General features: G+C 68.4%; 21 protein-coding genes and 1 pseudogene. 9 read left to right on the plus strand and 13 right to left on the minus strand.

Annotated elements, in window-relative coordinates:
• Positions 1-8: 8 nt before the first annotated feature.
• Positions 9-2,123: an excinuclease ABC subunit UvrC gene (uvrC, locus tag AC07OZ_RS06260; protein WP_495466288.1), complete on the minus strand. Its 2,115-nt coding sequence runs from the start codon at positions 2,121-2,123 to the stop codon at positions 9-11.
• Between the two features lie 32 nt (positions 2,124-2,155).
• Between uvrC and earP the strand changes: the two genes are divergently transcribed.
• Both earP and efp read left to right on the plus strand, forming a co-directional pair.
• Positions 2,156-3,262, plus strand: a complete 1,107-nt coding sequence (earP, locus tag AC07OZ_RS06265; protein WP_495466289.1) for an elongation factor P maturation arginine rhamnosyltransferase EarP — start codon at positions 2,156-2,158, stop codon at positions 3,260-3,262.
• 168 nt (positions 3,263-3,430) lie between these two features.
• The gene (gene efp, locus AC07OZ_RS06270; RefSeq protein WP_088406857.1) at positions 3,431-3,985 is read left to right on the plus strand and encodes an elongation factor P; all 555 of its coding nucleotides are present in this window, start codon (positions 3,431-3,433) and stop codon (positions 3,983-3,985) included.
• 87 nt (positions 3,986-4,072) lie between these two features.
• On the opposite strand, the gene AC07OZ_RS06275 is transcribed toward efp, so the two are convergent.
• The 6 genes from AC07OZ_RS06275 to AC07OZ_RS06300 all read right to left on the minus strand — a co-directional run bounded on the left by AC07OZ_RS06275 (position 4,073) and on the right by AC07OZ_RS06300 (position 9,433).
• Entirely contained in the window at positions 4,073-4,435 is a 363-nt protein-coding gene (locus AC07OZ_RS06275) for a hypothetical protein (protein ID WP_495466290.1), read from the minus strand.
• 98 nt (positions 4,436-4,533) lie between these two features.
• Positions 4,534-5,406 (minus strand): 2OG-Fe(II) oxygenase, encoded by an 873-nt coding sequence (locus AC07OZ_RS06280; RefSeq protein WP_495466291.1) that lies wholly within the window; start codon positions 5,404-5,406, stop codon positions 4,534-4,536.
• Between the two features lie 94 nt (positions 5,407-5,500).
• The gene (gene yaaA / locus AC07OZ_RS06285; protein WP_495466292.1) at positions 5,501-6,286 is read right to left on the minus strand and encodes a peroxide stress protein YaaA; all 786 of its coding nucleotides are present in this window, start codon (positions 6,284-6,286) and stop codon (positions 5,501-5,503) included.
• Positions 6,287-6,385: 99 nt separating this feature from the next.
• Positions 6,386-7,756, minus strand: a complete 1,371-nt coding sequence (locus AC07OZ_RS06290; protein ID WP_495466293.1) for a TolC family outer membrane protein — start codon at positions 7,754-7,756, stop codon at positions 6,386-6,388.
• A gap of 249 nt (positions 7,757-8,005) precedes the next feature.
• Positions 8,006-8,659, minus strand: coding sequence for a protein-L-isoaspartate O-methyltransferase family protein (locus AC07OZ_RS06295; RefSeq protein ID WP_495466294.1), 654 nt, complete (start codon positions 8,657-8,659; stop codon positions 8,006-8,008).
• 69 nt (positions 8,660-8,728) lie between these two features.
• Positions 8,729-9,433 (minus strand): TetR/AcrR family transcriptional regulator, encoded by a 705-nt coding sequence (locus tag AC07OZ_RS06300; RefSeq protein WP_495466295.1) that lies wholly within the window; start codon positions 9,431-9,433, stop codon positions 8,729-8,731.
• 240 nt (positions 9,434-9,673) lie between these two features.
• Between AC07OZ_RS06300 and AC07OZ_RS06305 the strand changes: the two genes are divergently transcribed.
• Genes AC07OZ_RS06305 through mnmH form a run of 4 tightly spaced genes read left to right on the plus strand, consistent with a single transcriptional unit; the run spans position 9,674 to position 15,202 of the window.
• Positions 9,674-10,501, plus strand: coding sequence for an undecaprenyl-diphosphate phosphatase (locus AC07OZ_RS06305; protein ID WP_495466296.1), 828 nt, complete (start codon positions 9,674-9,676; stop codon positions 10,499-10,501).
• Positions 10,502-10,556: 55 nt separating this feature from the next.
• The gene (gene map / locus AC07OZ_RS06310) at positions 10,557-11,375 is read left to right on the plus strand and encodes a type I methionyl aminopeptidase (RefSeq protein ID WP_495466297.1); all 819 of its coding nucleotides are present in this window, start codon (positions 10,557-10,559) and stop codon (positions 11,373-11,375) included.
• A gap of 16 nt (positions 11,376-11,391) precedes the next feature.
• Complete coding sequence (locus tag AC07OZ_RS06315) at positions 11,392-14,106, plus strand: [protein-PII] uridylyltransferase (RefSeq protein WP_495466298.1); 2,715 nt, start codon at positions 11,392-11,394, stop codon at positions 14,104-14,106.
• A gap of 4 nt (positions 14,107-14,110) precedes the next feature.
• Complete coding sequence (gene mnmH / locus AC07OZ_RS06320; RefSeq protein ID WP_495466299.1) at positions 14,111-15,202, plus strand: tRNA 2-selenouridine(34) synthase MnmH; 1,092 nt, start codon at positions 14,111-14,113, stop codon at positions 15,200-15,202.
• Positions 15,203-15,472: 270 nt separating this feature from the next.
• Here mnmH and AC07OZ_RS06325 read toward each other — a convergent pair whose 3' ends face one another.
• From AC07OZ_RS06325 to AC07OZ_RS06345, 5 genes and pseudogenes are all read right to left on the minus strand, one after another.
• Positions 15,473-15,805 (minus strand): 1-deoxy-D-xylulose-5-phosphate synthase, encoded by a 333-nt coding sequence (locus tag AC07OZ_RS06325; RefSeq protein WP_495466300.1) that lies wholly within the window; start codon positions 15,803-15,805, stop codon positions 15,473-15,475.
• A 414-nt stretch (positions 15,806-16,219) separates the two neighbouring features.
• The gene (locus AC07OZ_RS06330) at positions 16,220-16,567 is read right to left on the minus strand and encodes an FKBP-type peptidyl-prolyl cis-trans isomerase (protein WP_231993353.1); all 348 of its coding nucleotides are present in this window, start codon (positions 16,565-16,567) and stop codon (positions 16,220-16,222) included.
• A 33-nt stretch (positions 16,568-16,600) separates the two neighbouring features.
• Positions 16,601-16,945: pseudogene (locus AC07OZ_RS06335) on the minus strand (FKBP-type peptidyl-prolyl cis-trans isomerase); the annotation flags it as partial.
• An 83-nt stretch (positions 16,946-17,028) separates the two neighbouring features.
• A complete protein-coding gene (gluQRS, locus tag AC07OZ_RS06340; RefSeq protein WP_495466301.1) occupies positions 17,029-17,952 on the minus strand; it encodes a tRNA glutamyl-Q(34) synthetase GluQRS in 924 nt (307 codons plus the stop codon).
• Positions 17,949-18,911 (minus strand): LysR family transcriptional regulator, encoded by a 963-nt coding sequence (locus tag AC07OZ_RS06345; RefSeq protein ID WP_495466302.1) that lies wholly within the window; start codon positions 18,909-18,911, stop codon positions 17,949-17,951. The genes gluQRS and AC07OZ_RS06345 overlap by 4 nt, the downstream gene beginning before the upstream one ends.
• A gap of 130 nt (positions 18,912-19,041) precedes the next feature.
• On the opposite strand from AC07OZ_RS06345, the gene AC07OZ_RS06350 reads away from it, so the two are divergent.
• The 3 genes from AC07OZ_RS06350 (at position 19,042) to AC07OZ_RS06360 (ending at position 21,147) form a co-directional block, all read left to right on the plus strand.
• The gene (locus tag AC07OZ_RS06350) at positions 19,042-19,764 is read left to right on the plus strand and encodes a pirin family protein (RefSeq protein WP_495466303.1); all 723 of its coding nucleotides are present in this window, start codon (positions 19,042-19,044) and stop codon (positions 19,762-19,764) included.
• Between the two features lie 119 nt (positions 19,765-19,883).
• Positions 19,884-20,393: a hypothetical protein gene (locus tag AC07OZ_RS06355; RefSeq protein WP_495466304.1), complete on the plus strand. Its 510-nt coding sequence runs from the start codon at positions 19,884-19,886 to the stop codon at positions 20,391-20,393.
• A gap of 37 nt (positions 20,394-20,430) precedes the next feature.
• Positions 20,431-21,147, plus strand: coding sequence for a DUF599 domain-containing protein (locus AC07OZ_RS06360; protein ID WP_495466305.1), 717 nt, complete (start codon positions 20,431-20,433; stop codon positions 21,145-21,147).
• Between the two features lie 42 nt (positions 21,148-21,189).
• Here AC07OZ_RS06360 and clpB read toward each other — a convergent pair whose 3' ends face one another.
• Complete coding sequence (gene clpB / locus AC07OZ_RS06365) at positions 21,190-23,802, minus strand: ATP-dependent chaperone ClpB (RefSeq protein ID WP_495466306.1); 2,613 nt, start codon at positions 23,800-23,802, stop codon at positions 21,190-21,192.
• Positions 23,803-23,890: the final 88 nt, after the last annotated feature.

Consider the following 23,890-nt stretch of genomic DNA (forward strand, 5'->3'; position numbering starts at 1 on the left):
CGCGCCGTTCAATGCAGCGCGCGATAGATTTCTTCCGCGAGCTCGCGCGAGATGCCCTTGACGCTGCAGAGCTCCTCGACGCTCGCGCCGGCCACCCCGCGCACGCCGCCGAAGCGCTGCAGCAGCTGCGCGCGCTTCTTCGGCCCGACGCCGGGCACGTCCTCCAGGCGCGAGCCGCCCGTGCGGATCGACGCGCGCTTGGCCCGCATGCCGGTGATGGCGAAGCGGTGGGCCTCGTCCCGGATCTGCGCGACCAGCATCAGCGCCGCCGAATCGCGACCCAGGTAGACCTTCTCGCGCCCGTCGGCGAAGACGAGTTCCTCGAGCCCGACCTTGCGCCCTTCGCCCTTCTCAACGCCGACGATGAGGCTCAGGTCGACACCGAGTTCCTCGAAGACCTCGCGCGCCATCGACACCTGACCCTTGCCGCCGTCCACCAGCACCAGGTCCGGCATGCGTCCGGTGCCATTCTGGGCGGCCTCGGCCATCTTGCTGTAACGGCGTGTCAGGACCTGGCGCATCGCCGCGTAGTCGTCGCCGCCGGTGATGCCTTCGATGTTGAAGCGCCGGTACTGGGCGCTCTGCATCTGGTGCCCTTCGAACACGACGCACGAGGCCTGCGTCGCCTCGCCGGCCGTGTGGCTGATGTCGAAACACTCGATGCGGAACTTGTCGAGATCGGTGACGCTGAGGTCCAGCGCGTCGATCAGCGCGCGCGTTCTCGCCTGCTGGGAGCCCTCCTCCGACAGCAGCCGCGCGAGCGCGATCTCCGCGCCCTTGACGCACATCTCCTGCCAGATGCGGCGCTGGCCGCGCGGCTGGGCCTGCGTCGTCACGCGGTAGCCGGCCTGCACGCCCAGCGCCTCGGCCAGCGCGGGATCCACCGCGTCCGACAGCACCAGCAAAGACGGCACGGCCATCTCCAGGTAGTGCTGCGCGATGAAGGCTTCCAGCACCAGGCGTTCGGGACTGGGCGGCTCGACGCGGACGGTGCCGTCCTCGCCTTCGACCGGCGTCAGTTCGTCGTCGTCCAGCAACTGGACGGCGGTCGCGTCGTCGACGTGCTTGGGGAAATACGCGCGGTCGCCCAGGTGCCGTCCACCGCGCACCATCGCCAGGTTCACGCAGGCACGTCCGCCCTGCAGCTTCACCGCCAGGATGTCGACGTCGCGGTCGCGGCCCGTCGCGCTGTTCTCGTCCACGGCCTGCTGCTGCAGCACCTTCGACAAGGCGGTGATCTGATTGCGGATGCCGGCCGCCTGCTCGTACTCGAAGCGCTCGGCGTGGGTCATCATCTGCGCCTGCAGCGCGTCCATCACCTCCTGCGTCTCGCCGAGCAGGAAGCGCTCCGCGTTGCTGACGTTGCGGCGGTAGTCGTCGTTCTGCCCCTCGGGCACGCAGGGCGCGGTGCAGCGATGGATCTGGTGCAGCAGGCAGGGCCGGCTGCGGTTGTTGAAGACGGTGTCCTCGCAGGTCCGCAGCTGGAAGACCTTCTGGATCAGTTGGATGGACTCCTTCACCGCCCAGGCGCTCGGGAACGGGCCGAAGTAGCGGTGGCGCCGGTCGACCGCGCCGCGGTAGTAGCTGATGCGCGGCCAGGCATGGCCGGACAGGCGCATGTAGGGATAGCTCTTGTCGTCGCGGAACAGGATGTTGAACCGCGGATTGAGCGCCTTGATCAGGTTGTTCTCAAGCAGCAGCGCCTCGGCCTCGGTGCGCACCACCGTGGTCTCCAGCCGCGCGATGCGCGCGATCATCATGCCGATGCGCGTGCCGCCGTGGTCCTTCTGGAAATAGCTCGAGACGCGCCGCTTCAGGTTCTTCGCCTTGCCGACGTAAAGGACGTGGTCCTGCGCGTCGAAGTAGCGGTAGACGCCCGGCAGCGCCGGCAGCGCCAGCACCTCGGCCAGCAGGCGGTCGCGGCCCTCGCGCGCGGCGCGTTCCATGTCGGCGACGCGGCGCGACTCGGCGGCCTCGATGGCGGCGGACTGGGTGTTCCACTCGTCGGCATGGGACGCGGCAGGCGCGGCAGGGACAGCGGGCGCGGCGGTCGCGGCGGGCGTGGAAGAAGGATCGGGGATCGGCTCCGGCACTTCGCTGGCGCCGGCGGGGGTCGTGCTCATGGGGCGCGATTGTGCCGCCGGATAATCGGTCGATGCCCGAGACCCCCGCCGAATCCTCGTACGACGCACAGACTCCTGACAAGCCGACGTGGGACATCTTCTGCCGCGTCATCGACAACTACGGGGACCTCGGCGTGTGCCTGCGCCTGGCGCGCGACCTCGCCCAACGCGGCGCGCAGGCGCGGCTGTGGAGCGACGACCTGTCGCCGCTGGCATGGATGCAGCCGGAGCCGGTCGAGGGTCTCTCCTGCCGGCCGTGGGCCGACAGCGAGCGGGCCGAGCCGGGCGATGTCGTCGTCGAGACCTTCGGCTGCGAACTGCCGACGAGCTTCGTCGCGGCGATGGCCGCACGGCCGATGAAGCCGGCGTGGGTCAACCTCGAATACCTCAGCGCGGAAGACTACGTCGAGCGCAGCCATGGCTTGAGCTCGCCGCAGTTCTCCGGTCCCGGCGCGGGCCTGGAGAAGCGCTTCTTCTATCCCGGCTTCAACGAACGCACCGGCGGGCTGCTGCGCGAACCCGGCCTGATCGAGGCCGTCGACGCGCACGACGGCGGCGCCTGGCTGAGCGGGCGCGGCTGGGCGCCCGCGCCGGGCGAGCGCGTGCTGAGCCTGTTCGCCTACCCGCACGCGCCGTTGGCGGCGTTCCTCGATGCGCTCGGGCCGGGATGGCTGTTGCTGCTGTGCCCGGGCGCGCCACAAGCGGAACTTCCACCGCTGCTGCGGACCGGGCAGCGCGCGATCGCCCTGCCCCACCTGAGCCAGGCCGACTACGACCGGCTGCTGTGGTCCTGCGATCTCAACCTCGTGCGCGGCGAGGACTCCTTCGTCCGCGCGCAATGGGCCGCCCGGCCGATGCTCTGGCAGATCTACTTCCAGGACGACGGCGCCCACGGGCCGAAGCTGGAGGCCTTCCTCGCCTGTTCGATGGCCGATGCGCCGGCGCCGCTGCGAGCGCACTGGGGTGCGTTGTCGCGTGCCTGGAACGGTCTGGCGCCATGGACACCGGAGGCCGCCCAGGCGCTCCGCGAACTGGGCGCCGCCGCCGCGTACGCCCGCGCGTGGCGCGCCGGACTTGCCGCGCAGCAGGATCTCGCGACCCGCCTTCAAGCCCTCGCCGGGCTGTCGAGTGGCGCGTGAGGGGCCTTTCGGGCTAGAATGCGCGGCTTTTCCGCGTTCTGACTGCGCGGCTCCCGAGAAGGCCTTCAGCCTGCGGGATGCCGATACGGAACGCCTCACACCGCCGGAACAGTTCGGATCTCCAAGCATCCAGATGACTGTGCCCGGACCCAATCTCCCGGAATCATCATGAAGATCGCTCAAGAAATTCGCGCCGGCAACGTGATCATGCACGGCAAGGACCCCATGGTCGTGCTGAAGACCGAGTACAGCCGCGGCGGCCGCAACGCAGCCACCGTGCGCATGAAGCTGAAGAGCCTGCTGAACAACTCGGGCACCGAAGTCGTCTTCAAGGCCGACGACAAGATGGACCAGATCATCCTGGAGAAGAAGGAGTGCACCTACACGTACTTCGCCGATCCGATGTATGTGTTCATGGACTCCGAGTACAACCAGTTCGAGGTGGAAGCCGAGAACATGGGCGACGCCATCAACTACCTGCAGGACAGCATGGAAGTGGAAGTGGTGTTCTATGACGGCAAGGCCATCTCCGTGGAACTGCCGACCAGCGTCGTGCGTGAAGTGACCTGGACCGAGCCGGCCGTCAAGGGCGACACCTCGGGCAAGGTCCTGAAGCCCGCCAAGATCGCCACCGGTTTCGAGATCCCCGTGCCCATCTTCGTGGCGCAAGGCGACAACATCGAAATCGACACGCGTACCCACGAGTACCGCAAGCGCGTCTGAGACGCCTGCACCGTGCCAGAGCCTCCCGGCCCGGCACCAACGAAAAAGCAGCCCGAGGGCTGCTTTTTTGCTTTCCGGGATTCGGAATCAGGCCGCAGCGTGACGCTGCTTGCTCTTCTTCGGCTTGGCGTTGGCGACCTTCTTGCCACCCGACTTGCCCGACGAAGCATGCTGCGCGGGCTTCTTCTTCGCGCCGGACTTCTTGGCGGCAGCGTTCTTGCCGCCCTGCTTGGCCGTCTTGCCGCCCTGCTTGGCCGTCTTGCCGGCCGCCTTGTGCTTGCCGCCGGACTTGGCTGGCTTGGCCGTCGGCGAGGCCAGTGCCGCCATGTCGGCATGCGCGGCCGGGATCGGCGCCGTGGCCGGGGGCATCGGTTGCGCCTGGGGCTGGCCTTGCGCCTGCGCGAGGGTGGTCAGCAGCACGGTGCCGAGGGCGGCGATCAACGACTTCATGTGGATTCCTTCTTCTTCGGGACGCGCCGACCGGGGCCGGCGCTCGTGGCGATGTTACGAGTCTAGCGGGCGGCCGGTGAAGGCCGCGTCAAACCGCATCAAACGAACTCGCCCTGACGTAACCACTTTGTGGCGACCCACTTCTCGCCCTCGACGACCGGTGCGCCGCCATGCAGCGTCAGTGTCGCGGGATCGGGCCGGTCGTAGCTGAAGAACACCGCGTTGCCCTTCTGCGCCATCACGTCGAGCTTGATGTCCGGGAACACCGTCGCGCCGCCGCGGGGCGGCGTGTTCAGGTACATCACGATGGTCGCGACCCGCTGGCCGCCGCGCTCCAGGATCGCCTTGCTGCTGGCGTGGCGCGGGTCGAAGTAGTCGTAGTGCGGCTGGTATTCGGCGCCGGCGCGGTAGCGCAGCACCTGCAGGCCTTCGCCGTTGCGCACCGGCCAGTTCAGCAGCGTCGCGATGCGGCGCTCGATGCGGGCGACGACTTCGTTCTCGCCGCGTTCGAAGAACATGCCTTCGCTGGTGCGGGCGGAGTTGACCTCGCTGCCCTCGCGCTGCGCCGCGACGGTCTCCGATCTCGCCAGACGCTGCCCGGCGTTGGTGACGATCGCGTCGCACTCCTGCTCGGACAGCAGATTCCCGAACACGATCACCCGCGGCCGCTGCAACGCCATCAGGATCTCGACCCGGTGGCCGTCCGGCAGCAGCACGCTGCGCTGCTCGCCGAGGTCGGGCTCCGGCAGGGAGCCGGGCTCGATGGCGGGCTCAGGGATCTCAGGCAGCCTCAACGGCGTGTCGAGCGGCGCTTCGAACGGCCGATGCTCGGCCAGCGCCTGCTGCGCCATGTCGGGCTGCCAGCCGCTGGTCAGCATGGCCTGGTACAGCGCTTCGCGGGTGATGCCATTGCGCAGTTGCGTGGCCACCCAGTCGCGCAGTTCGGGCGTGAGGTATTGCGAGTTGCTCATATCCGCGACGGTATCAAACTGATCGGTGTCTGCCTGTATCCCGGTGTGCCCGAAAGCGGGCGCCGCTTACGCCTGGCTGCTCATTCGCCGGCGATCACTCGACGAGCCGACGGCGGAAGACCAGCCGGTCCGCCGCGCTCGCCTCGGGCGCATAGGCGTAGCCGTCGACGGCGAAGTCCTGCAAGCCCGCCGGCGTGCCGATGCGATGCTGGATCGCATACCGCGCCATCAGGCCGCGCGCCCGCTTGGCGAAGAAGCTGATGACCTTGTAGCGGCCATTCTTCCAGTCCTCGAACTGGCATTCGACGACGCGCGGCTTCAGCACCTTGCGCGCGGCGGCCTTGAAGTACTCCTGCGACGCCAGGTTCACGATCACCGGCGACGGGAGTTGCGCGCTCTGGGTGTTCAGGTGTTCGGCGATCGTGTCGCCCCAATAGGCGTAGAGGTTGCCGCCCCGGTCGTTCTTCAGCGCCGTCCCCATTTCCAGGCGGTAGGGCTGAAGCCGGTCCAGCGGCCGCAGCACGCCATAGAGCCCGGACAGGATCGCCAGATGGCGCTGCGCCCACTGGAGGTCCTCCAGCGACAGCGTCGAGGCCTGCAGGCCGTCGTAGACATCGCCGTTGAAGGCGAGCACGGCGGGCTTGCTGTTCTTGTCGGTGAAACGCGTGGACCACGCGTGATAGCGGGTGACGTTCAGGGTCGCCAGCGCCTCGGAGATGTCCATCAGTCCGCCGATGTCCGACGGGGACCGGGTCTTCAGGATCTCGATCAATTCGGCCGACTGCGGCACGAACTGGGGACGGCTGGCCAATGCGGCGACGGCATCCGGGGTGGGTGTGTCGTAGTCCAGGGACTTCGCGGGGGAGATCACGAAAAGCATGGGACGGATTGTCGCGCGTCCCACGCGCAAGACCTGTCACCAGCGCTCCGGGTGGACGAAAGCCGCCCGGAGGCGGCTTTCGTTCGGGGACCGCGAAACTTACTTCGCGAGCAGCGTGTTGATCGCCGTCACGTCCTCGGGGCGGAGCTGCCCGGCGGCCTGACGCAGCTTGAGGCTGTTCACCAGCACGTCGTAGCGGGCCTTCGCCAGGTCGCGCTGCGTCGTGTACAGCTGCGTCTGCGCATTGAGCACGTCCAGGTTGACGCGCACGCCGACCTTGTAGCCCAGCTGCGTCGCTTCCAGCGCCAGCTTGGTGGAGGATTCCGCCGCCTCGTACGCCTTCACCTGCGCCTGCAGCGACTGCACGCCGAAGAACGCGCGCTTGGTGCCTTCCTCGACGCTGCGGCGGGCGAAGTTGAGGTCGTTGCGGGACTTCTCCTCCAGCGACATCGTTTCCTTGATGCGGTTGGTGATCTGGCCGCCGGTGTAGACCGGCAGGTTCACCGACACGCCCAGCGAGCCCTGCTTGGCGTTGCCGGTGTAGCTCACGCCTTCGCCGGTCTGGCGCTGCACGCCCAGCGAGGCGCTCAGGTCGACGGTCGGCCAGCGGGCGCCCTGGGCGCGCTCGATCTCGATCTTGGCGATGTCCAGGCCCAGCTGGGCCTTGCGGATGGCGGGGTGGCCGTCCTCGGCCTGGGTGACCCAGGGCTCCACGGTCGACGGCGCCACCGGCGGCAGCGCCACCGGCACGGCCAGCGGACGCGGCTCGACGCCGACACGCCCCACCAGTTGGTCGAGGGTCACGCGCTTGACGCGCAGGTCGTTGTCGGCGGCCAACTCCTGAGCGGTCGCCAGGTCATAACGGGCCTGCGCTTCGCGCGTGTCGGTGATGGTGGCGGTGCCGACCTCGAAGTTGCGCTTGGCCGAGGCCAGCTGCTCCGCGATCGCGGCCTTGTTGGCGCTGGACGTCGACAGCGTGTCCTTGGCGGCCAGCACGTCGAAGTAGGCCTGCGCCACGCGGACGATCAGGTCCTGCTCCGCCGTTTCCAGGTCGGACTGGGCGACGTCGACGCCCAGGCGGGCCTGCTCGATGCTGCCGGCGTTCGGACGGTTGAAGACCGCGTACTTCGCGCTCAGGCCGGCATTGCTGACCGTGCTGCCCTGCCAGCCGGTATTCACCGAGCCGCCCTGGCCGTTGGGGACCGCCGGCAGGTCCACCTCGTTGCGCGTCGCGCCGACGCCCAGGCCCACGCTCGGGCGCGCCAGCGCCTGCGCCTGGCCGTAGCGGTACTGCGCCGAATCCGCCACCGCGCGCGCGGCGAGGAAGGTCGCGTCGTAGGCACGGGCCGCGTCGTACAGCTCTTGCAGGCTCTGCGCCTGGGCCGCGCCCGCCGCGAAGGCGAGCGCCGCGGCCAGGAGCGTGACCCGCGGCAGGCGGGAGATGGGAGACGGACGGCGTTCAGCGGCCATGAGGCATCCTCGTGTCGATGTGATGTTCTTCGGATCGATCCAACTGCGGACCGGTCGCGGACAGTCCGCGACCGGGATTCAGTACCTCGGCACCGCCGGATCGATCGCCTCCGATCCGACCCCGGTGCCGCGGGCGAGGTTATAGATCACCTCCCCCACTTGTCTCGAAAGAAATGCGACGACTTGCAGTCTTCGCACCCCCTGACGGCAATTACGCGCGACGGGCTGCAATGCCCGGCTGCAACGTCCTCAGAACGTGAAGTGCGAACCGGTGTCGAAACCGTCCAGCCGTTGCACGACCGTCTCGAACAGGTTTTTCGTGGCGAACTCGCGCTCGCCGGTGCGGGTGATGATGCGCGCGGTCATCGCGGGTTCCTCGCCGACGATCACGCCCATGCGACCGCCGACCTTGAGCTGGTCCAGCAGCGCCTGCGGCACCTGCGCCACCGAGCCCGACAGCAGGATCACGTCGAAGGGCGCCTCGCCGGCCAGGCCCTTGGCGCCGTCGCCCTGGACCACGGTCACGTTCAGCACGCCGTTGCGGCGCAGCGCGTCGCGGGCGCCGACCACCAGTTCCGCGTCCTGCTCGATGCTGAAGACCTGTTGTGCCTTGTGGCCCAGCAGCGCGGCCATGTAGCCGGCGCCGGTGCCGATCTCCAGCACCTTCTCGTGGCGCTCGATCTGCAGTTCCTGCATCCAGCGGGCCTCGACCCGCGGCGGCAGCATCTTGCGGCCGTGGGCCAGCGGCAATTCGACATCGGTGAAGGCCACGTTGCGGTAGGCGGCCGGCACGAAGTCCTCGCGCTTGACCACCGCCAGCAGGGCCAGCACCGAGGTGTCCAGCACATCCCAGGGGCGGATCTGCTGTTCGATCATGTTGAAGCGGGCTTGTTCGAAATTCATGTTCAGTCCTCAGGCGCCGCACGGCGGGCCGATGCGGTCAGAAATGCGGTCGTCAATGCGGGCGGTATTCTAGGCGTCCGGTTGAGGCATGGCCGGACCGGACGGGTGGCGCGGGCGGTTGAGGAGCCCCTCGAACATCAGTTCGAGCTGCAGCTTCAGCACCACCTCGGGTTCCGGCTTGTGGTCGTGCACCGCGCCCGCCTTGCCGATCGAGTGCTGATGCAGCACCAGATGCAGCACCGGGCCGATCAGGACCATCACGCAGGCATCGGGATCCACGTCGCGGAACTCGCCCGAGGCGATGCCCCGGCGCACGACCTCGGCCAGCAGCGCGCAACTGGGTTCGATGACCTCGTCGTTGTAGAACGCGGCCAGCTGGGGGAAGTTGCCGGCTTCGCTCATCATGATCTTGTGGATCCCGCCGGCGGGCGTCAGCCCCATGCGTTCCCACCAGCTCCACAGCATCCAGGTCAGCAGCTCCGCCATCGAGCCCTGGTGCTTGCCCAGCTCCGAGACGCCTTCGGCGATCTTGGTGCCGATCGCCTCGCGCACCACCGCCTTGAAGAGGTCCTCCTTCGAGGGGTAGTACAGGTAGAGCGTTCCCTTGGACACCCCCGCCTTGGCGGCGACCTCCTCCGAACGGGTGGCGGCGAAGCCCTTCTCGACGAACAGCGACAGCGCGGCCTCGAGCAGTTCCTGCGGCCGCGCCTCTTTCCGCCGCTGTCGAGGGGACGACGGCGCCGGGGCGGCGGTCTTGGCGGAAGCGCGAGGCATGGTGGACGATGGAAAACTAACTGACTAACCGGTCAGTAATGTAGCGGCGGGCTTTCGAGCCGGTCAAGCGCCGCTCCCCTCGCACAGCGCCCTTTAAGAGGGACTGAAGGGCTTCACGCCCTCCTCACGCCGGCACCGCCCATCCGGGTGCTGCACCGCCGCAAACGCGGTCCGGGCCACGGCTATGATCCCCGCCGACCCGCCTCCACCCCGAGCGAGGCGGCATTCTGGAGTCGTAGTTTGGACACTGTGCTGCTGATCAAGGCCGCGATCATGGGGATCGTCGAGGGCCTGACCGAATTCCTGCCGATCTCGTCGACCGGTCACCTGATCCTGGCGGGCTCGCTGCTGGGCGGCTTCGAGGACGCCCGGGGCAAGGTGTTCGACATCGCGATCCAGACCGGGGCGATCCTGGCGGTGATCATCGTGTACTGGCAGCGCCTGCGCGAGACCGCGGCCGGCCTGGGCAGCGACGCGCGCGCCCGGCGCTTCGTGCTGAACGTGGCGATCGGCTTCCTGCCGGCGGTCGTCCTGGGCCTGCTGTTCGGCAAGGTGATCAAGGAACACCTGTTCACCCCCATCGTGGTGGCGAGCACCTTCATCATCGGGGGCTTCATCATCCTGTGGGCGGAACGCCGCCAGCAGACCGCCGTGCGCATCCAGGACGTCGACCAGATGTCGCCGATGGACGCGCTGAAGGTCGGTTTCGTGCAGTGCCTGGCGATGGTGCCGGGCACCAGCCGGTCCGGCGCGACCATCATCGGCGGCATGCTGCTGGGCCTGTCGCGCAAGGCGGCGACCGACTTCAGCTTCTTCCTGGCGATCCCGACGCTGATCGGCGCCGGCCTGTACAGCCTGTACAAGGAGCGCTCGGTGCTGTCGACGGGCGACATCCCGCTGTTCGCGGTCGGGCTGTTCTTCTCCTTCGTCAGCGCCTGGATCTGCGTCCGCTGGCTGCTGAAGTACATCGCCAGCCACAGCTTCGTGCCTTTCGCCTGGTACCGGATCGCCTTCGGTATCGTCGTGCTGATCACCGCGTATACAGGCGTCATCGTCTGGGCGGAGTGATGATGGCGGTCATCCCCCTGCGCGGGGATGGCCAAGCGCCTAAAATGGGGGGCATATGACCATCACGATCAAGACCGGCGCCGACATCGACGCCATGCGCATCGCCGGCCGCCTGGCGTCCGAGGTGCTGGACATGCTGACCCCGCACGTCAAGCCGGGCGTCACGACCGAGCACCTCGACAAGCTGGCCCACGACTACATCGTGAACGTGCAGCAGGGCATCCCCGCGCCGCTGAACTACCAGCCGCCGGGCTACACGCCCTACCCCAAGTCGATCTGCACCTCGATCAACCACCAGGTCTGCCACGGCATCCCCAACGACCGCCCGCTGAAGAACGGCGACATCGTCAACATCGACGTCACCGTCATCAAGGACGGCTGGCACGGCGACACGAGCCGGATGTTCATCGTCGGCGAGGGCTCGATCGCGGCGAAGCGGCTGTGCTCGTTCACCTACGACGCGATGTGGAAAGGCATCCAGAAGGTCAAGCCGGGCGCGCGCCTGGGCGACATCGGCCATGCCATCCAGACCTTCGCCGAGAACGAGGGCTTCAGCGTCGTGCGCGAGTACTGCGGCCACGGCATCGGACAGGTCTTCCACGAGGCCCCGCAGGTCGTCCACTACGGCCGCCCGGGCACGCTCGAGGAACTGGTGCCGGGCATGATCTTCACGATCGAGCCCATGATCAACGCCGGCCGCCGCGAGATCAAGGAGATGAGCGACGGCTGGACCATCGTGACCAAGGACCGCTCGCTGTCGGCGCAGTGGGAGCACACCGTGCTGGTCACCGAGACCGGCTACGAGATCCTGACGCAGTCGGCCGGCACGCCGCCGCCGCCGGCCTTCGTGCTGCCCCAGGCCGTTTCGGCCTGATCCGCGCGGGCCGCCCATGAACGCCAGGACGCCCGGCGAGGCCGGCGTTTCGCCTGATGGTCCGCCTGATGGTCCGCCTGATGGTTCGTCCGACGGGTCCTCCAAGGGCGCGTCGAGCGTTCCGCCGGCGGCGCCGACAGTCGCCGACCTGCGCCAGCACTTCAAGGCCGGCAAGCAGGCGCTGCTGGACGACTTCGCCGCCGCCAAGGCCAGCGTGTCCGCCGCGGCGCGCCTGATGCGGCTGCTGGCGAAACACGTCGACGGCACCCTGCAGGCCCTGTGGACGCAGTCGGGCATCGCCGCGGCGGCGCCCGAGGCCGCCCTCGTCGCGGTCGGCGGTTACGGGCGCGGCGAGCTGTTCCCGCATTCCGACGTCGACGTCCTGCTGCTGCTGCCCGACGCCCTGCCGGACGGTGTCACGCCCGATCAGCCCGGCCCGCTCAAGCACGTGATCGAGGCCTTCATCACCGCCTGCTGGGACATCGGGCTGGAGATCGGCTCCTCTGTGCGCTCGGTCAAGGAGTGCCTGGACGAGGCCGCCGGCGACGTCACCATCCAGACCGCGCTGCTGGAATCGCGCTGGCTGGCGGGCGCCAAGCCGCTGGTGAAGCGCTTCGACAAGGCCTTCTGCGCGGCCGTCGATGCGCGCGCGTTCATGCGCGCCAAGACGCTGGAGATGCGCCAGCGCCACACGAAGTACGAAGAGACGCCCTACGCGCTCGAGCCCAACATCAAGGAAAGCCCCGGCGGCCTGCGCGACCTGCAGGTGCTGATCTGGATCGCGCGCGGCGCCGGCCTGGGCAAGACCTGGCCCCAGCTGGCCGCGAAGGGACTGATCACGCCCTTCGAGGCGCGCCAGCTCCAGCGCAACGAAGGCGTCCTCAAGAGCATCCGCTGCCAGTTGCACCTGGCGGCGCGGCGGCGCGAGGACCGGCTGGTCTTCGACCTGCAGACCTCGGTGGCGGAACGTTTCGGCTACGAGTCGACGCGCTCGCTGCGGGCGTCCGAGAAGCTGATGCGCCGCTACTACTGGGCGGCCAAGGCGGTGACCCAGCTGAACCAGATCACGCTGCTGAACCTGGAAGAGCAGATCAACGGCACCCTCGGCAACGAGTTGCGGCCGGTGGACGAGCGCTTCCTCGAGCGCAGCGGCATGCTGGAGATCGCGAGCGACGACCTCTATGAACGCGAGCCGCACGCGATCCTCGAGACCTTCCTCATCTACCAGCAGACGCCCGGCATCAAGGGCCTGTCGGCGAAGACGCTGCGCGCGCTCTACAACGCGCGCGGGCTGATGAACAGCGCGTTCCGGCGCGATCCGGCCAACCGCGCGATGTTCATGCGCATCCTGGAGGAGCCGCAGGGCCAGACGCACGCGTTCCGGTTGATGAACCAGACCTCGGTGCTGGGCCGTTACCTGTGGGTGTTCCGGCGCATCGTCGGGCAGATGCAGCACGACCTGTTCCACGTCTACACGGTGGACCAGCACATCCTGATGGTGCTGCGCAACATCCGGCGCTTCTTCATCCCGGAGCACACGCACGAATACCCGTTCTGCTCGCAGCTGGCGGCGCAGTTCGACCGGCCGTCGGCGCTGTACGTCGCGGCGCTGTTCCACGACATCGCCAAGGGACGCGGCGGGGACCATTCCGACCTCGGCGCGGCCGAGGCCAAACGCTTCTGCCGCGCGCACGGGCTGCCGAAGGCGGACGCGGCGCTGGTCGTGTTCCTCGTCGAGCACCACCTGACCATGTCGCGTGTCGCGCAGAAGGAGGACCTGTCGGATCCCGAGGTCATCCAGCACTTCGCCCAGCTCGTCAAGGACGAGCGCACGCTGACGGCGCTCTATCTGCTGACGGTGGCCGACATCCGCGGGACCGGGCCCAAGGTCTGGAATGCGTGGAAGGGCAAGCTGCTGGAGGACCTGTACCGGCTGACGCTGCGCGCGCTCGGCGGCGCAAAGCTGAACATGGCCGCGGAGATCGAGGCGCGCAAGCAGGAAGCGCGGCAGGAGCTGGCGCTGAAGGCGCAGTTGCCGGGCACCGAGGACGCGCTGTGGAAGACGCTGGACCTCAGCTACTTCGCGCGCCATGACGCGCCCGACCTCGCCTGGCATGCGCGGGCGCTGTGGCGGCACGTCGAAAGCGCCGTGCCCGTGGTGCACGCGCGGCCGTCGCCGGTCGGCGAAGGCCTGCAGGTGCTGGTGTATGCGAAGGACCTGCAGGACCTGTTCGCGCGGATCTGCGGCTACTTCGACGGCGCGGGCTTCAACATCCTGGACGCCAAGGTCCACACGACGCGCAGCGGGTATGCGCTGGACACCTTCCAGGTCATCGCGCCGGAGCTCGACCTGCACCATCGCGACCTGACCGCGCTGGTCGAGTCCAAGCTCGGCCAGGCGCTGGTCGCGCAGGGGCCGCTGCCCGAGCCTCGCAAGGGCCGGCTCTCGCGGCGCGTGAAGAGCTTCCCCTTCACCCCGCGCATCGCGCTGCGGCCCGATGAACGCGCGCAACGCTGGCTGCTGTCCGTCAGCGCCACCGACCGCGCGGGGCTGCTGTACGCGATCGCCCGCGTGCTGGCGCGGCATGGGATCAACCTGCAGCTCGCCAAGGTCTCGACGCTGGGCGAGCGCGTGGAAGACACGTTCCTGCTCGACGGCGCGGCGCTGCAGCAGAACCGGACGCAGTTGCAGATCGAAACGGAACTGCTGGACGCGCTCGCGGTGCAGTGACGCGATGAGCCAGTACCACGTGATCCCGTCGGCCGAGGCCTTCGCCCGGCTCGAGGGGTTCAGCACCGTGATCGACGTGCGTTCGCCCGGGGAGTTCGAGGAAGACCACCTGCCCGGCGCGCTGAACTGGCCCGTGCTCGACAACGACGAGCGGCGCATCGTCGGTACCCTCTACCGGCAGGATCCGCTGGAGGCGCGCAAGCTGGGCGCGGCGATCGTCGCGCGCAACATCGCCAACCACCTCGATGCCAACCGGCCGCTGATGCAGAAGCACTGGCGGCCGCTGGTCTACTGCTGGCGCGGCGGCCAGCGGTCCGGGGCGATGAACTGGTTCCTCAACCAGATCGGGTTCAAGTCGCTGCAGCTGGTGGGCGGCTACAAGGCCTTTCGCGGCGAGGTGATCAAGACCTTGGCGGAGCAGCCGTCACGCTTCGATTTCGTCGTGCTGTGCGGGCGCACGGGCTCGGGCAAGACGCGGCTGCTGCAGGCGCTCGCCACTGCCGGCGCGCAGGTGCTGGACCTCGAGGCGCTGGCACGCCATCGAGGCTCCGTGCTCGGCGCCCTGCCCGATCAGCCGCAGCCCAGCCAGAAAGCCTTCGACACGGCGCTGTGGCAGGCGCTCGTCAAGCTCGACCCGTCCAGGCCCGTGTTCGTCGAAAGCGAAAGCCGCAAGATCGGCGGCGTGCAGTTGCCCGAGCCCCTTCACCTGCGATTGCGGCAGCACGGGCGATGCGTGTGGATCGACATGGCCGATGCCGGGCGCGTTGAGCTCCTGCTCGAGGACTACGCCCACTTCAAGGCGCATCCGCAGACATTCAATTCGCTCATCGGCGGATTGGTCGCACTGCGCGGCCGCGAACGCGTGGGACGCTGGCAAGCCCTGGCCCTCGGCGGGCAGTGGGCGGAAGTCTTCGGGGAACTCATGCGGGATCACTACGACCCCGGGTATGAACGCTCGCTCACCAACCACTTCCCGCGGTTGGTCAACGCGCCTCGGATAACGCTGCGCGACGGCAGCGCGGGGGAAACCAGCAGGGCCGCCCAGGAACTCATCGCGCTGGCGGCGCCGCCGAAGACAGGTTTTCCCACCGCGTGAGAGCCCGCCGGGTCTCGGCCCGGCACCCGAGTCCCTTTGTCAGCCGACAAAGGAACCAAAACGGCTCTGACGACGCTCATATGCGCTCGCTGCCCCGCATTCGTCGCTCGTCACTCCGCTCCGAGACTCCTCCAACGATGCCCTCAAACGACCACCACCGGAGTCCTCGCACCGCCTCTCTCTACAGGCTTGCTCGCTTCGCTCGTCGCGCCAGCCACTCAACGCGGCATGCGACCGCCTTGCACGCTCGCCCCTACCGGGGTCTCGCAATCAGGCGTCGTTCAGGTTTCGACGTTTCGGCGGCTGCTCACATCCGCGTATCGTCGTCCAGTACTCGTCCCAGACATCCTCATCGACCGCCGGTCTTTGATGGGTTGCATAGAGACTGTCCTGTCCATCCTTGCGAGGACCCGAGATCCAGTAGATGTCTCCGGTCTCCACGTCGAAGTAGTTCGACTTGAAGCCCCGACCCTTCTGGCTTTGAAAGGATCTCCCGTCGTAGTACAGCGTCGCGCCCGTCTTCGAGAACGTGACGAGACCGATGCGGGCGGGCCCTGTGAGCCCACCGCTCTTCGACTCGATGTACATGATCCGCTGCTTCATGAGGCCTCCCTGCTGACGCCGTCGCGACGCCCGGAAGCAGTCTCGCACTGTCGATGGCAGATGCCATTGATCACATCGACAACACCGATGGCGATGGCAACGAAGCTTTCACGCTGCGAGACCCCGGTAGGGGCGAGCGCGCAAGGCCGCGGAAGCGCTCATTGAGCTGCTGGCGCGACGAGCGAAGCGAGCAAGCCTGTAGAGAGAGGCGGTGCGAGGACTCCGGTGGTGGCCGTTTGAGGGCATCGTCCGAGGAGTCTCGGAGCGGAGTGACGAGCGACGAATGCGGGGCAGCGAGCGCATATGAGCGTCGTCAGAGCCGTTTTGGTTCCTTTGTCGGCTGACAAAGGGACTCGGGTGCCGGGCCGAGACCCGGCGGGGTGCAGAGGGTTGAACCCTCTGCAGATCGGCTGCTCAAACGGCCAGCAGTTCCACTTCGAACAGCAGCGTCGCGTGAGGCGGAATGACGCCGCCGGCGCCGTAGGCGCCGTAGCCCAGTTCCGACGGGATGACGAGGAAGCGGGTGCCGCCGACCTTCATCCCTTGGACGCCTTCATCCCAGCCCTTGATGACTTCGCCTGCGCCGAGGTGGAAGCGGAACGGATCGCGGCGGTCCTTGGACGAGTCGAACTTGCGGCCGCGCTGGCCGTCCTTGTAGAGCCAGCCGGTGTAGTGGACGGTGACGCGCTTGCCGGCTTCGGCGACGGCGCCCTCGCCTTCCTTGACGTCTTCGAACTGGAGGCCGCTGGCGGTAGTGGCCAGCTTGTTCAGCTCGATGGATTCGGCGCCGCCGGACAAGCCCAGCAGTTCCACTTCGAAGATGAGCGTCGCATTGGGCGGAATGACGCCGCCCGCGCCCCGTGCCCCGTAGCCGAGCTGCGGCGGAATGACGAGCACGCGCGTGCCGCCGACCTGCATGCCCTGGACGCCTTCATCCCAGCCCTTGATGACCATGCCGCCGTCGAGTTCGAACTCGAACGGTTCACCGCGGTCCTTGCTGGAGTCGAACTTCGTGCCCTTCTCGCCATCCTTGAACAGCCAGCCGGTGTAGTGCACTTTCACGTCCTGGCCGGCGCGGGCGGTCGCGCCGGTACCGGCGGTGGTGTCGTCGTATTGCAGGCCGCTGTCGGTCGTCTTCATCGATGGTTCCTTGAAAGGGGGATGCTGGTTCGCGTCCCGGAAAGCAAAAGCAAAAGCGTGATCATGCCAGCGGCCGAGGGTCCTTACACCTCGCGCTGGCGTACAGGCCACGCCGCCGCGGCGCTGGCGAGCCACTCCGGGATCGTCCGCGCCTCCAGCGCCGGCAGCCCGAGGCGGGTGCCGGCGCGCTGCAATGCGGCAAGCGGGTCGCCCAGGTCCAGGGCCTGGGCGCCGTTCTGTTTGGAGAGCTTCTCGCCGTTCTCGCCGAGCACCAGCGGCGTGTGGAGATACCGCGGTCGCGGCAGGCCGAGCAATTCCTGCAGACGGATCTGCCGGGGCGTGTTGTCGGCGAGGTCCTCGCCGCGGACGACGTCGGTGATGCCTTGCCAGCCGTCGTCGACGACGACGGCCAGTTGATAGGCCCAGAGCCCGTCCGCGCGCAGGAGGACGAAGTCGCCGACCTCGTCCGTCAGGTCCTGGGACTGCGCGCCGAGCCGGCGATCCTGCCAGTCGATGCGCAGCGGCGCGTCGCCATCGACGGTGGACGTGCTCCGGAGCCGCCACGCGCGCGCCGGCTTGCCGTGAAGCCCGTGCCGGCAGGTGCCCGGATAGACCAGTTCCCCATGCCGCTCGCGCTGACCGCCCTGGGCCGCGATCGCCTCGGCGATGTCCTTGCGCGAGCACCCGCAGGGGTAGGCCCACCCCGACGCTCTCAATCGATCCAAGGCGGCCTGGTAGGCCGCCCCGCGCTTCGATTGCCAGACCGGCGGCTCGTCCGGCAGCAGCCGCACCTGGGCGAGCTGCGACAGCACCGTCGCGTCGGCGCCCGCCGGACAGCGCGGCCGGTCGACATCCTCGATGCGGATCAACCAGCGCCCGCCATGCGCCCGCGCATCGAGCCAACTCGCCAAGGCCGCGACCAGCGACCCTTCATGCAGCGGCCCGGTCGGCGACGGCGCGAACCGGCCGACGTAGCCTCGATCCGCCGCAGTCACAGCTGGAGTCACAGCAGCAGGCCCTCGTGCTGCTCGATCAGCGAGCGCCGCGTCGTCTCGCTCTTGAGCCGGTCCAGCCACCACGCCAGCGCCTTGGCCGGGCGATGCCCGGTGTTGCGCCACGCGTAGTGCATCGGCGAGATCCGCTTGCCCTGGAAGGTCTCCTTCAGGACGAGCCGCCCCGCGTCCACATGCCGCCGCACCATCGGCGTCGGCAGCGAGCCCACGCCGAGGCCGCGCAGCATCGCCTCGAGCTTGATCGCCATCGACGGCACCGTCAGCACCTCCTGCCCCGGCACCACGCCGACGGTCATCGGCGCGAGGCTGCGCGCCGTGTCCGCCACCGCGACTATGCGATGCCGCGCGATGTCGGCGGAGGTCAGCACCCCCTCGAATCCCGCCAGCGGGTGATGCGGCGCGACGCAGAACACCATCTCCATGGGCCCCAGGACCTCGCAGACGACCGAGCTCCCGGGCGGCTGCGCGCTGACGCCGATCGCCAGGTCAGCCTGGCCCGAGATCAGCGCCTCCCAGGTGCCGGCGAGCACCTCGGTGCGGAGCTTCAGCCGCGTCGGCGGCGGCTTGCCGTCCTCGGCCTGCAGGTAGAAGGCCTCCATCAGGTCGAAGATCGCCCGCCGCGCGATCGCGTCGTCGAACGCGATGGTGAGTTCGCTCTCCCATCCCGTGGCGACCCGCTTGACGCGGTTCGCCACCGCGTCCATCTCCTGCAGCAGCCGACGCCCCTCGGTCAGCAGTTCGTGCCCCGCCGCCGTCAGCACCGCCTGGCGCGAACTGCGGTCGAACAGCAGCACGTCCAGCGCGTCCTCGAGCTGCCTCACCGAGTAGGTCAGCGCCGACGGCACCTTCCCCATCTCCCGGGCCGCCGCGGCGAAGCTGCCACTGCGCGCGATGCTGTCCATCATCGCCAGCGCTTCCGGCGTCAGCACCCGCCGTTTGTCTTGTTGAGCCATTCCTTCATCTTATTTGAACGCTGGCTTCAAGCCCCCTCCCCCTCGGGAGAGGCCTGCGTCCCTACAGTGACTCCATCGCCAACAAGCAGGCCCCTCCACCACACCGGGGGACCACACAAGGAGCATCGACATGCGTGAAGTCATCAAGTCCTCGGATCGCGGCTACGCCGACCACGGCTGGCTGAAGAGCTTCCACAGCTTCTCGTTCGCGGACTATCACAACCCGCGCCGGATGGGCTTCGGCCCGCTGCGCGTGATCAACGAGGACCGGATCGCCGGCGGCACCGGTTTCGGCGCGCACGGCCACCGCGACATGGAGATCATCAGCTACGTGCTCAGCGGCGAGCTGGCGCACCAGGACAGCATGGGCAACGGCACGCCGGGCGGCGCCAACGCGGGCGTGATCCGTCCGGGCGACGTGCAGCGCATGAGCGCCGGCACGGGGGTCCGTCACAGCGAGTTCAACCACTCGAAGGACGGCCAGACCCACTTCCTGCAGATCTGGATCATGCCGGACCGCCAGGGCGTGGAACCGGGCTACGAGCAGAAGCATTTCGCCGAGGCGGACAAGCGCGGCAAGCTGCGGCTGGTGGCCTCGCCGGACGGCGCCCAGGACTCCGTGTCCATCCACCAGGATGCGCGGCTGTACGCCGGACTGTTCAACGGCGATGAACGCGCCGAGCTGCCGCTGGCCGCGGGCCGCATCGCCTACGTGCACGTCGTGCGCGGCCAGGCGACGGTGAACGGCGAAGCGCTGGGCGCCGGCGACGCGCTCCAGCTCGCCAAGGAGCCCGGCGTGACGGTCGAGGCCGGTCAGGACGCCGAGGTGCTGGTGTTCGATCTGCCGGTCTGACGGTCAGCCTGACCCCGGGCGGGCGTGAACCCGCCCGGCAAGGCCTGGCACTTCGCCCGTTCACTCCGGGATGGACCCGCCGCATGCCGCGGCGGGCCGCCGCCGGACGGAGACTGCGGATGAAGCCCGGCACCTCGACCTTCCCGATGCCATCGAGCGCGGCAGACTCCGGCGGCGGCCCCCTGCCGGCCGCCTTGCCGTCGCTCGTCCGCCTGTTGATGGGGCTGGGCGGCTGGCCCGACGACCACGGGATCCGGGTGTGCACTCCGGGCCGACGCGCCCCGCTGGTGCACGCCCGGGTCGCCACGTCCCGGCGCGTGGTCGAGATCCTGTTCGACCCCTCGACCGGTCGCTACGAGTGCATCAACTGCCAGGCGCCCGACTTCGATCTGCCCCCGGCCATCCCGAAGGACGCGCAGGGCGGCTTCGTCGTCGCGGTGATCCGCGGGCTGACCGCGGCAGCGGCGACGGCGCTGCTGGAGGGCGCCACCGCGTTGCTGTCGCCCTGGCCTCAATGGGCGGCAGTGGCCGATGCCGACGACAACGCCGCGGATTCCGGCGACGCCACGCTGGATCAGGAGGGGTCTGCCGTCGCGCCCGGCGCGGTGCGCCGCAAGCCCGCCGCGTGACCCATGCGGGCACGAGGAGCGCCTCTACACTCGCGCGATGCAATCGCTTCGACAACTGCTGGCCGCGCTGCCGCTGCTCGATTGGGCCTCGCTGGGCCTGTTCTTCCTGGCCTGGGTCGGCTACGCCCAGTTCTCCAAGCGGCATGCGGACGGCCGCGGCTCGCTGCTGGCCATCACCAACCGCGTGCGGCGCCAGTGGATGCTGCAGCTGACCTACCGCGAGATGCGGGTGCTGGACGGCGCGGTCAGCCAGGCGCTGCTGTCGAGCCCGTCTTTCTTCGCCTCCACGACCATCCTGATCATCGGCGGCCTGCTGGCCGCGCTGGGGGCGAGCGAGCAGACCAGCGCGCTGGTGCTGGGACTGCCCTTCGCGGTCAAGACGAGCACGCTGGCGTTCGACATCAAGCTGGCGCTGCTGACCGGCATCTTCGTGTATGCCTTCTTCCGCTTCACCTGGAGCATGCGGCAGTACACCTTCGGCGCGTTGCTGGTGGCGTCCGCGCCGGAGGCGGGGCAGTTCGCACAGATGGGACCTGAAGCGACTGAAGCGCGCGAGCAGTTCGCCGATCGCGCCGGTGCCGTCGTCGGCATGGCGGCCGAGGCCTTCAACGACGGCTTGCGCGGCTACTACCTCGCGTTCCCCGTCGTGGCCTGGTTCTTCTCGCCCTGGGCGCTGGCCCTGTCCACGGCTGGTGTGCTGTACGTGCTGTACCAGCGCGAGTTCAGATCCGAGGTTCTGGAGAAACTGCGCTGATGCGCCGCGCCGGGCAAGACCCGGCACCGGCGCCCCGAAGCGTCAGTGCACCACTCGTCCGAACGAAAACTCGCCAGGCTCTCCGCCGGCTGACGTTTCCACGCTCACCGGGATCACATCCTTCGGACCGAAACGGCCCTGCAGGATCAGCTTGGACAGCGGGTTCTCGATCCGCTGCTGGATCGCGCGCTTGAGCGGCCGCGCCCCGAAGACCGGATCGAAGCCGACCTTGGCCAGTTCGGCCAGGGCCTCGTCGCTGACGTCGAGCTTCATCTCCAGCTTGTCGAGCCGCTGCTCGAGCTGGCGCAGCTGGATCCTCGCGATCGACTTGATGTGGTCCGCGCCCAGCGCATGGAAGATCACCGTCTCGTCGATGCGGTTGAGGAACTCCGGCCGGAAGTGCGCCTTGACCTCGCCCCACACCGCGTCGCGGATGACCTCGTCGGGCTCGCCCTGCAAGGCCATGATGTGCTGCGAGCCCAGGTTGGACGTCATCACGACCACGCAGTTCTTGAAGTCCACGGTACGGCCCTGGCCGTCGGTCAACCGACCGTCGTCCAGCACCTGCAGCAGCACGTTGAACACGTCCGGGTGCGCCTTCTCGACCTCGTCGAGCAGCAGCACGCTGTAGGGCTTGCGCCGCACGGCCTCGGTCAGGTAGCCGCCCTCGTCGTAGCCGACGTAGCCCGGAGGCGCGCCGATCAGCCGGCTGACCGAGTGCTTCTCCATGAACTCGCTCATGTCGATGCGGATCATGTGGTCCTCGCTGTCGAACAGGAAGCCCGCCAGCGCCTTGCACAGCTCGGTCTTGCCGACGCCGGTCGGGCCCAGGAACAGGAAGCTGCCCAGCGGCTTGTCCGGATCGGACAGTCCGGCGCGCGAGCGCCGGATCGCATCCGCGACCGCGACGATGGCCTCGTCCTGGCCGACCACGCGCTCATGCAGCTTGTCTTCCATCTGCAGCAGCTTGTCGCGCTCGCCCTGCATCAGCTTGGCCACGGGGATGCCGGTCGCGCGGGCGACCACCTCGGCGATCTCCTCGGCGCCGACCATGGTACGCAGCAGCTGCGGCTGGCTCTTGTCCTTGGCCTTGCCCATCTCCTTGGCCTGCGCCTCGTTGAGGCGCTTCTCCAGGTCGGGCAGCTTGCCGTACTGCAGCTCGGCGACCTTGTTGAAGTCGCCCTTGCGCTTGAGTTCCTCGATCTGGAACTTGATGCGGTCGATCTCTTCCTTGACGTGCGCGGAGCCCTGGGCCTGCGCCTTCTCGGTGGTCCAGATCTCTTCCAGGTCGTTGTACTCGCGCTGCAGCTTGAGCAGCTCTTCCTCGATCAGGGCGAAGCGGCGCAGCGAGCCCTCGTCGGTCTCCTTGCGCACGGCCTCGCGCTCGATCTTGAGCTGGATCATGCGGCGGTCGAGCCGGTCCATCGCCTCGGGCTTGGAGTCGATCTCGATCTTGATCTTGGCCGCGGCCTCGTCGATCAGGTCGATGGCCTTGTCGGGCAGGAAGCGGTCGGTGATGTAGCGGTGCGAGAGCTCGGCCGCGGCGACGATGGCCGGGTCGGTGATCTCGACGCCGTGGTGGACCTCGTACTTCTCCTGCAGGCCGCGCAGGATGGCGATGGTCGCTTCGACGGTCGGTTCGTCGACGAGCACCTTCTGGAAGCGGCGCTCCAGCGCGGCGTCCTTCTCGACGTACTTGCGGTATTCGTCCAGCGTGGTCGCGCCGATGCAGTGCAGCTCGCCGCGCGCGAGCGCGGGCTTGAGCATGTTGCCGGCGTCGATGGCGCCCTCGGCCTTGCCGGCGCCGACCATGGTGTGGATCTCGTCGATGAACAGGATGATGCGGCCTTCGTCGGCGGCGACTTCCTTGAGCACGGACTTCAGGCGTTCCTCGAATTCACCGCGGAACTTGGCGCCCGCGAGCAGGCCGGCCATGTCCAGCGACAGCACCCGCTTGCCCTTCAGGCTCTCGGGCACTTCCTCGTTGACGATGCGCTGCGCCAGGCCTTCGACGATGGCGGTCTTGCCGACGCCGGGTTCGCCGATGAGCACGGGGTTGTTCTTCGTGCGGCGCTGCAGCACCTGGATGGCGCGGCGGATCTCGTCGTCGCGGCCGATGACCGGATCCAGCTTGCCGGCGCGGGCGCGCTCGGTCAGGTCCAGGGTGTACTTCTTCAGCGCCTCGCGCTGGCCTTCGGATTCCTGGCTGTCGACCTTCTGGCCGCCGCGCACGGCTTCCACCGCCGCCTCCAGCGCCTTGCGGGTGAGCCCGTGGCCGCGCACGACGCCGGCCAGGTCGCTCTTGGCGTCGGCCAGCGACAGCAGGAACATCTCGCTGGCGATGAAGTGGTCGCCGCGCTTGGAGGCTTCCTTCTCCGCGTTCTGGAGCAGGCTGACCAGGTCGCGGCTGGGCTGGACCTGCTGGCCCTCGCCCTGCACCTGCGGCAGGCCGGTGAGGATGCCGTCCAGGGCGCTCTTGAGCGCGGGGACCTTGACGCCGGCGCGCTCCAGCAGCGCCTTGGGACCTTCGTCCTGCGCCAGCATCGCGGCCAGCACGTGGACGGGTTCGATATAGGGGTTGTCGCGCGTCACCGCCAGGCTTTGGGCCTCGGCCAGCGCTTCCTGAAATCTCGTGGTGAGCTTGTCGACTCGCATGGGTAAAAACCTCCGTTGCGAACCCAAGTAGGACTGTGACCCCAATTTTCAAGAGGCGCCAACAGTCCCTTTCAATGACAGAAGCGGC

The organism is Roseateles sp. GW821-FHT09G03, assembly GCF_059416045.1.